The following is a 6,428-nucleotide window of genomic DNA, read 5'->3' on the forward strand; positions in this document are numbered from 1 at the left end:
GTCTTGACCACGGCCAGGTCGGCCGAGGCCACCGGCGTCGGCGTGTTGGTCGCGGTGTTGTTGGCGGTGTTCGGGTCGCTGGTGGTCGAGGTCGCCGTCGCGGTGTTGGCGTAGTTGCCCGTGGCGCGCACGGTGGCGACGATCTGCAGCGTCGCGCTGGCGCCGTTGGCCAGGGCACCGACCGCCCACACGCCGGTGCCGGCGGTGTAGGTGCCGACGCTCGGCGTCGCCGAGACGAAGGTGTAGCCGCTCGGCAGCTGATCGTTGACGTTCACGCCCGCCGCGGCCGACGGACCGTTGTTGGTCACGGTCACGGTGAAGGTGACATTGGTGCCCACCGTCGGGGTCGCGCTCGACGCGGTCTTGGTCACCGCCAGGTCGGCCGAGGCCACCGGCGTCGGCGTGCTGGTCGAGGTGTTGTTGCCCGGGGTCGGATCGCTCGTGGTCGAGGTCGCCGTCGCGGTGTTCGCATACGGGCCGGTCGCCAGCACGGTCGCGACGATCTGCAGGGTTTCGCTGCCGCCATTGGCCAGCGCGCCGACGGCCCACACGCCGGTGCCGGCGTTATAGGTGCCCACGCTCGGCGTGGCCGAGACGAAGGTGTAACCGGCCGGCAGTTGGTCGTTGACGTTGACGCCGGCGGCCGCGGACGGGCCGTTGTTGGTCAGCGTGATGGTGAAGGTGACATTGGTGCCCACCACCGGCGTCGCGCTCGACGCGGTCTTGACCACGGCCAGGTCGGCCGAGGCCACCGGCGTCGGCGTGTTGGTCGCGGTGTTGTTGCCCGGCGTCGGATCGCTGGTGGTCGACGTCGCCGTCGCGGTGTTGGCGTAGCTGCCCGTGGCGCGCACGGTGGCGACGATCTGCAGCGTGGCGCTGGCGCCGTTGGCCAGGTTGCCGACCGCCCACACGCCGGTGCCGGCGGTGTAGGTACCGGTGCTCGGATTCGCCGAGACGAAGGTGTAGCCGCTCGGCAGCTGGTCGTTGACGTTGACGCCCGCCGCAGCCGACGGACCGTTGTTGGTCACGGTCACGGTGAAGGTGACGTTCGTGCCCACCGTCGGCGTCGCGTTCGACGCGGTCTTGGTCACGGCCAAGTCGGCCGAAGCCACCGGCGTCGGCGTGCTGGTCGAGGTGTTGTTGCCCGGGGTCGGATCGCTCGTGGTCGAAGTCGCCGTCGCGGTGTTCGCATACGGGCCGGTCGGCAGCACGGTCGCGACGATCTGCAAGGTCGCGTTGGCGCTGGCCGCCAGCGCGCCCACCGCCCACACGCCGGTGCCGGCGTTGTAGGTGCCCACGCTCGGGGTCGCCGAGACGAAGGTGTAACCGGCCGGCAGCTGGTCGTTGACGTTGACGCCCGCGGCCGCCGACGGACCGTTGTTGGTCACGGTCACGGTGAAGGTGACGTTGGTGCCCACGGTCGGCGTCGCGTTCGACACGGTCTTGTTGACCGCCAGGTCGGCCGAGGCCACCGGCACCGGGGTGTTGGTCGCGGTGTTGTTGGCCGGGGTCGGGTCGGTCGTGCTCGAGGTCGCCGTCGCGGTGTTCGCGTACGGGCCGGCCGGGCGCACGGTGGCGACGATCTGCAGGGTCGCATTGGCGCCGTTGGCCAGCGTGCCGACCGTCCAGGCGCCGGTGCCGGCGTTGTAGGTGCCCACGCTCGGCGTCGCCGAGACGAAGGTGTAGCCCGCCGGCAGCGCATCGTTGACCACCACCGCGGCGGCCGCGGACGGGCCGTTGTTGGCGACGGTCACGGTGAAGGTGATGTTGGTGCCGACCGTCGGGGTCGCGTTCGACGCGGTCTTGGTCACCGCCAGGTCGGCCAGCGCCACCGGCGTCGGCGTGCTGGTCGAGGTGTTGTTGCCCGGGGTCGGGTCGCCGGTGGTCGAGGTCACCGTCGCGGTGTTCGCGTACGGGCCGGTCGGCAGCACGGTGGCGACGATCTGCAGGGTCGCGTTGGCGCCGTTGGCCAGCGCGCCGATCGTCCACACGCCGGTGACGGCGTTGTAGCTGCCCACGCTCGGCGTGGCCGAGACGAACAGGTAACCGGCCGGCAGCTGATCGTTGACGGCCACCGCGGCCGCGTCCGACGGGCCGTTGTTGTTGACCGCAATGGTGAAGGTGACGTTGGTGCCGATCGCCGGGGTCGCGCTCGACGCGGTCTTGACCACGGCCAGGTCGGCCGAGGCCACCGGGGTCGGCGTGCTGGTCGCGGTGTTGTTGCCCGGGGTCGGATCGCTGGTGGTCGAGGTCGCCGTCGCGGTGTTCGCGTACGGGCCGCTGGCGCGCACGGTGGCGACGATCTGCAAGGTCGCGTTGGCGCCCGAGGCCAGCGCGCCGACCGCCCACACGCCGGTGCCGGCGGTGTAGGTGCCCACGCTCGGCGTGGCCGAAACGAAGGTGTAGCCGGCCGGCAACTGGTCGTTGACGTTGACGCCCGCGGCCGCGGACGGGCCGTTGTTGTTCACGGTCACGGTGAAGGTGACGTTGCTGCCCACGGTCGGCGTCGCGTTCGACACCGTCTTGGTCACCGCCAGGTCGGCCGACGCCACCGGCACCGGCGTGCTGGTCGCGCTGTTGTTGGCCGGGTTGGAATCGGTCGAGGACGAGCTGGCGGTCGCGGTGTTGGCGTAGGGGCCGGCCGGACGCACGGTGGCGACGATCTGCAGCGTGGCGTTGGCGCCGGAGGCCAGGGTGCCGACCGCCCAGGCGCCGGTGCCGGCGTTGTAGGTGCCCACGCTCGGGGTGGCCGAGACGAAGGTGTAGCCGGCCGGCAGCGCGTCGCTGACGACGGTGCTGACCGCGGCCGACGGGCCGTTGTTGGTCACGGTCACGGTGAAGGTGACGTTGGTGCCCACGGTCGGGGTCGCGTTCGACACCGTCTTGGTCACCGCCAGGTCCGACACCGCCGCCAGGGTGTTGGTATCGGTCGAGGAGCACACGCCGGCGTTGAACACGCCGCCGTTGCTGGTGCACGCGGTGTCGACGTTGGTCACGTTCGCCGGCGGCGAAATGCTCGCGGTGTTGCTCAGCGTCGCCGGGAAGTTCTGGGCGAAGGCCGGCAGCGCCGCCAACGCCAGCGCCGCGGCGAACCACATCCTCATTCCGGTGCGAGTCTTGCGCGGGCCAGCATCGGGATCGCGCGTACGCGGCGGCTGGCTGGACGGAAAGAAGAGGTTGGCGATTTTCATGCGGTAGCCCAAACAGGAGTTCGGTAAGCGCCGTGACGCGCCGACCCCGCCTCGCGGCGGGAGTCTGCGTGCGTCTTCCGGCTGGTCGACGTGCTTACTGCGGGTTTGCCTTGGTAGTGCGGGTCGTGCCTTACGACGAATGCGGTTGCCGCGGCGAACGCGAGCGCTCGAGCCTTGGCGGTCCTGCCCCCGGCGCCGCGGCGGCAGGCCGCGCGTGCGTCGAAGTCGGTCGCGCGTCGCCTGCCGGCACATCGACGCATGCGTCGACGCCCCGGCCGGTACCGCTCGGCCTGTCGATTTCGTTACAGCAGGAACCGCTCGCCGCGCGCCCCGTTCGGGCCACTGCGCGACGCTCGGAAGGAAGCCGCCCACTGGGCGGCAGGACCAGCGATATCCACCCGGATACCGATGTTTGACCTCTGACACGTCATACGTGCCCCCCTTGCTTCCCCTCTCCGCTCGCATACGACGTGCGCCCTTAGCTCACGTCTTTTACTCACATTGAGTGGAACCCCTACCGCCAATACGTGATTCGTACTGCCATACAGGACAGGACTACAAATATTGTGCCACCCGTCACATTGTTATTTCAATGCAGATCACATCGCATGTGAGATGGAGCGAGCACAAATTGAGCCTTTTTGGACCAAAAACTGACGCAACCCGGCAGTTTTTGCCCCAGGGTCCGACGGCCATGCCGAATCGCCTGGACCACACGCTAAGCACGTCGAAAGAACGAACTAAAAGTGGTTTTTCAGGTCGAAATTAGCGGCCTTCGCGCAGAAGGCACGTGAAAACGCGATGCGACATTGATCGCATTAATCATCAAAAAATACGTAAAAAGCCGCAGATGGCAGAAGTCGATTCAGCCCATTCAGCCAAGTCGGCCGAAAACGCCCCCTGGCGGGCCCGGTCCGCGGGCCGTCCGCCGCCGCATGCCCCGCCCCATCCGCCGCTCGCCGCGGCCTCAGCTGCCCGGCGCCCAAGCCCTATAATTTCCGTTTTACCGACCCGACCGCCCATGCCTTCCAGCGCTACGACCCTGTCCGTCCCCGACCTGGCGAACATCCAATCCCTGGCCCGCGACGACATGGCGGCGGTCGACGCCCTGATCCGCCGCCGGCTGGCCTCGGACGTGGTGCTGATCAATCAGGTGGCCGAGTACATCGTCGGCGCCGGCGGCAAGCGCCTGCGGCCGATGCTGCTGCTGCTGGCGGCCGGCGCGCTCGGCCACCGCGGCCCGCAGGCGCACCAGCTGGCCGCGGTGATCGAGTTCATCCACACCGCCACCCTGCTGCACGACGACGTGGTCGACGAATCCGACCTGCGCCGCGGCCGCAAGACCGCCAACGCGGTGTGGGGCAACGCCGCCAGCGTGCTGGTCGGCGACTTCCTGTATTCGCGCAGCTTCCAGCTGATGGTCGAGCTGGAACAGCTGGAGGTGATGAAGATCCTCGCCGACACCACCAACCGCATCGCCGAAGGCGAAGTGCTGCAGCTGCTGCACGTGCGCAACCCCGACACCGACGAGCCGGCCTATCTGCGCGTGATCGAGCGCAAGACCGCGGTGCTGTTCGCCGCCGCGACCCGCCTGGGCGCGCTGCTGTCGGGCGCCGACGCGCAGGTGCAGCAGCGCCTGCACGACTACGGCATGGCCCTGGGCTATGCCTTCCAGATCGCCGACGACGTGCTCGACTACGCCTCCGACGCGCAGACCCTGGGCAAGAACCTCGGCGACGACCTGGCCGAAGGCAAGGCCACGCTGCCGCTGATCCACGCCATCGCCCACAGCGACGACGCCGTGCGCGCGCGCCTGCGCGCGGCGGTCGAACACGGCGACAGCGACGCCATGCCGGAGGTACTGACCGCGATCCACGCCACCGGCGGCCTGGCCTACAGCCGCCAGCGCGCGCAGGACTACGCCGACGCCGCCGAAGCGGCGCTGGACGGCCTGGACGACAACGAGTACGTCGCCGCGTTGCGCGGCCTGGCGCGGTATGCGGTAAGCCGCGATCACTGACGCTTCGACGCGGAGCGCGGCAAAACAACGGGGCCGGAACGTTCTCGCGAAACAGCGAGGAAGTTCCGGCCCCGATTTGTCTTTCTTGCACACATCGCCGCGCCGACGCGACCGCCCCCTGTAGGAGCGGCGCGAGCCGCGACCGCGACACCGCAGCTACGGCGAAACCTGCGCGGACGTTGCGTTGTCGCAGTCGCGGCTCGCGCCGCTCCTACAGGTAGATCGCGTAGCTACTAAATCTCGCGGCTACATCAGTCCGTGGTGCGCGCGCCGAAGCGCTCGACGAAGAACGCGCGCATCGCGGCGAACGAACGCTTGGCCGCGCGCGCATCGAAGCGGCAGTTGTCTTCCGGCGCGTTGCCCGCGTTCTCCGACTCGGCGAAGCAATGGCGCGCGCCGCTGTAGTTCACCAGTTGCCAGTCGGCGCCGGCCTCGTCCATTTCCTTCTCGAACGCGACCACGTCCTCGTTCGGCACCGACTTGTCGGCGGCGCCGTTGAGCACCAGCACCGGCGCGTTGACCTTGACCCCGCTGTCCGGCAGGTGCGCCTTGAGCCCGCCGTGGAAGCTGACCACGCCGGCGAGGTTGGCGCCGGTGCGCGCCAGTTCCAGCACGCTGGAGCCGCCGAAGCAGAAGCCCAGCGCGCCGATGCGCGAGGCGTCCAGCGGCGCGGTCTTGTCCTGCGCCTTCAACGCCGCGACCGCGGCGCTGGCGCGCTTGCGCAGGGTCAGCCCGCCGTCGGCGTAGACCTTGCCGACCGCGGCCTTGGCCTCGTCCTTGTTCTTCGGCCGCACGTCGCGGCCGTACATGTCGGCGACCAGCACCACGTAATCGTCGCCGGCGATCTCGCCGGCGCGCTTGATCGCGTTGTCGGTCACGCCCATCCAGTTGGGCACCATCACCAGACCCGGACGCTTGATCGCGTTGACGTCGTCGTAGACCAGCACGCCGCTGAAGGTCTCGTCGCCGATTTTCCATTCCACCGGCTTGGACTTGATCGCGGCGAAGGCGGGCGAGGCGCACAGGGCGAGCGCGAGGACGGCGGCGGGACGGCGCATGGCGGGGCTCCTGGATGGACGTCGGCGCAGAGTAGCGCGGCCCGGGCAATCCGGTGTGACGGCCCGCCGCGTCGATGCGGCGACGGCTCCCTGTAGGAGCGGCGCGAGCCGCGACCGCGACAACGCAACCACGCCGAAACCGTCGAGGTAGTTGCGTTG

At 69.4% G+C, this 6,428-nt stretch carries 3 protein-coding genes; 1 reads left to right on the forward strand and 2 read right to left on the reverse strand.

Going from position 1 to position 6,428, the window contains the following annotated elements; all coding sequences use genetic code 11:
• Positions 1-3,098, reverse strand: a 3,098-nt coding sequence (locus A7A76_RS18330) for a DUF11 domain-containing protein (RefSeq protein ID WP_206412555.1), incomplete at its 3' end; no start/stop codon positions are given.
• 1,114 nt (positions 3,099-4,212) lie between these two features.
• Here A7A76_RS18330 and A7A76_RS18335 point away from each other — a divergent pair.
• Complete coding sequence (locus A7A76_RS18335; RefSeq protein WP_206412556.1) at positions 4,213-5,211, forward strand: polyprenyl synthetase family protein; 999 nt, start codon at positions 4,213-4,215, stop codon at positions 5,209-5,211.
• 251 nt (positions 5,212-5,462) lie between these two features.
• Here A7A76_RS18335 and A7A76_RS18340 read toward each other — a convergent pair whose 3' ends face one another.
• Positions 5,463-6,269: a dienelactone hydrolase family protein gene (locus A7A76_RS18340; RefSeq protein WP_206412557.1), complete on the reverse strand. Its 807-nt coding sequence runs from the start codon at positions 6,267-6,269 to the stop codon at positions 5,463-5,465.
• Positions 6,270-6,428: the final 159 nt, after the last annotated feature.

Origin of the sequence: Lysobacter enzymogenes (assembly GCF_017168095.1) — a bacterium.
Taxonomy (GTDB): domain Bacteria; phylum Pseudomonadota; class Gammaproteobacteria; order Xanthomonadales; family Xanthomonadaceae; genus Lysobacter; species Lysobacter enzymogenes_D.

Bases quoted from the DNA above. Each gene is read 5' to 3' on its own strand.
- A7A76_RS18335 (WP_206412556.1), top strand. From the start codon at position 4,213: ATGCCTTCCAGCGCTACGACCCTGTCCGTCCCCGACCTGGCGAACATC.
- A7A76_RS18340 (WP_206412557.1), bottom strand. From the start codon at position 6,269: ATGCGCCGTCCCGCCGCCGTCCTCGCGCTCGCCCTGTGCGCCTCGCCC.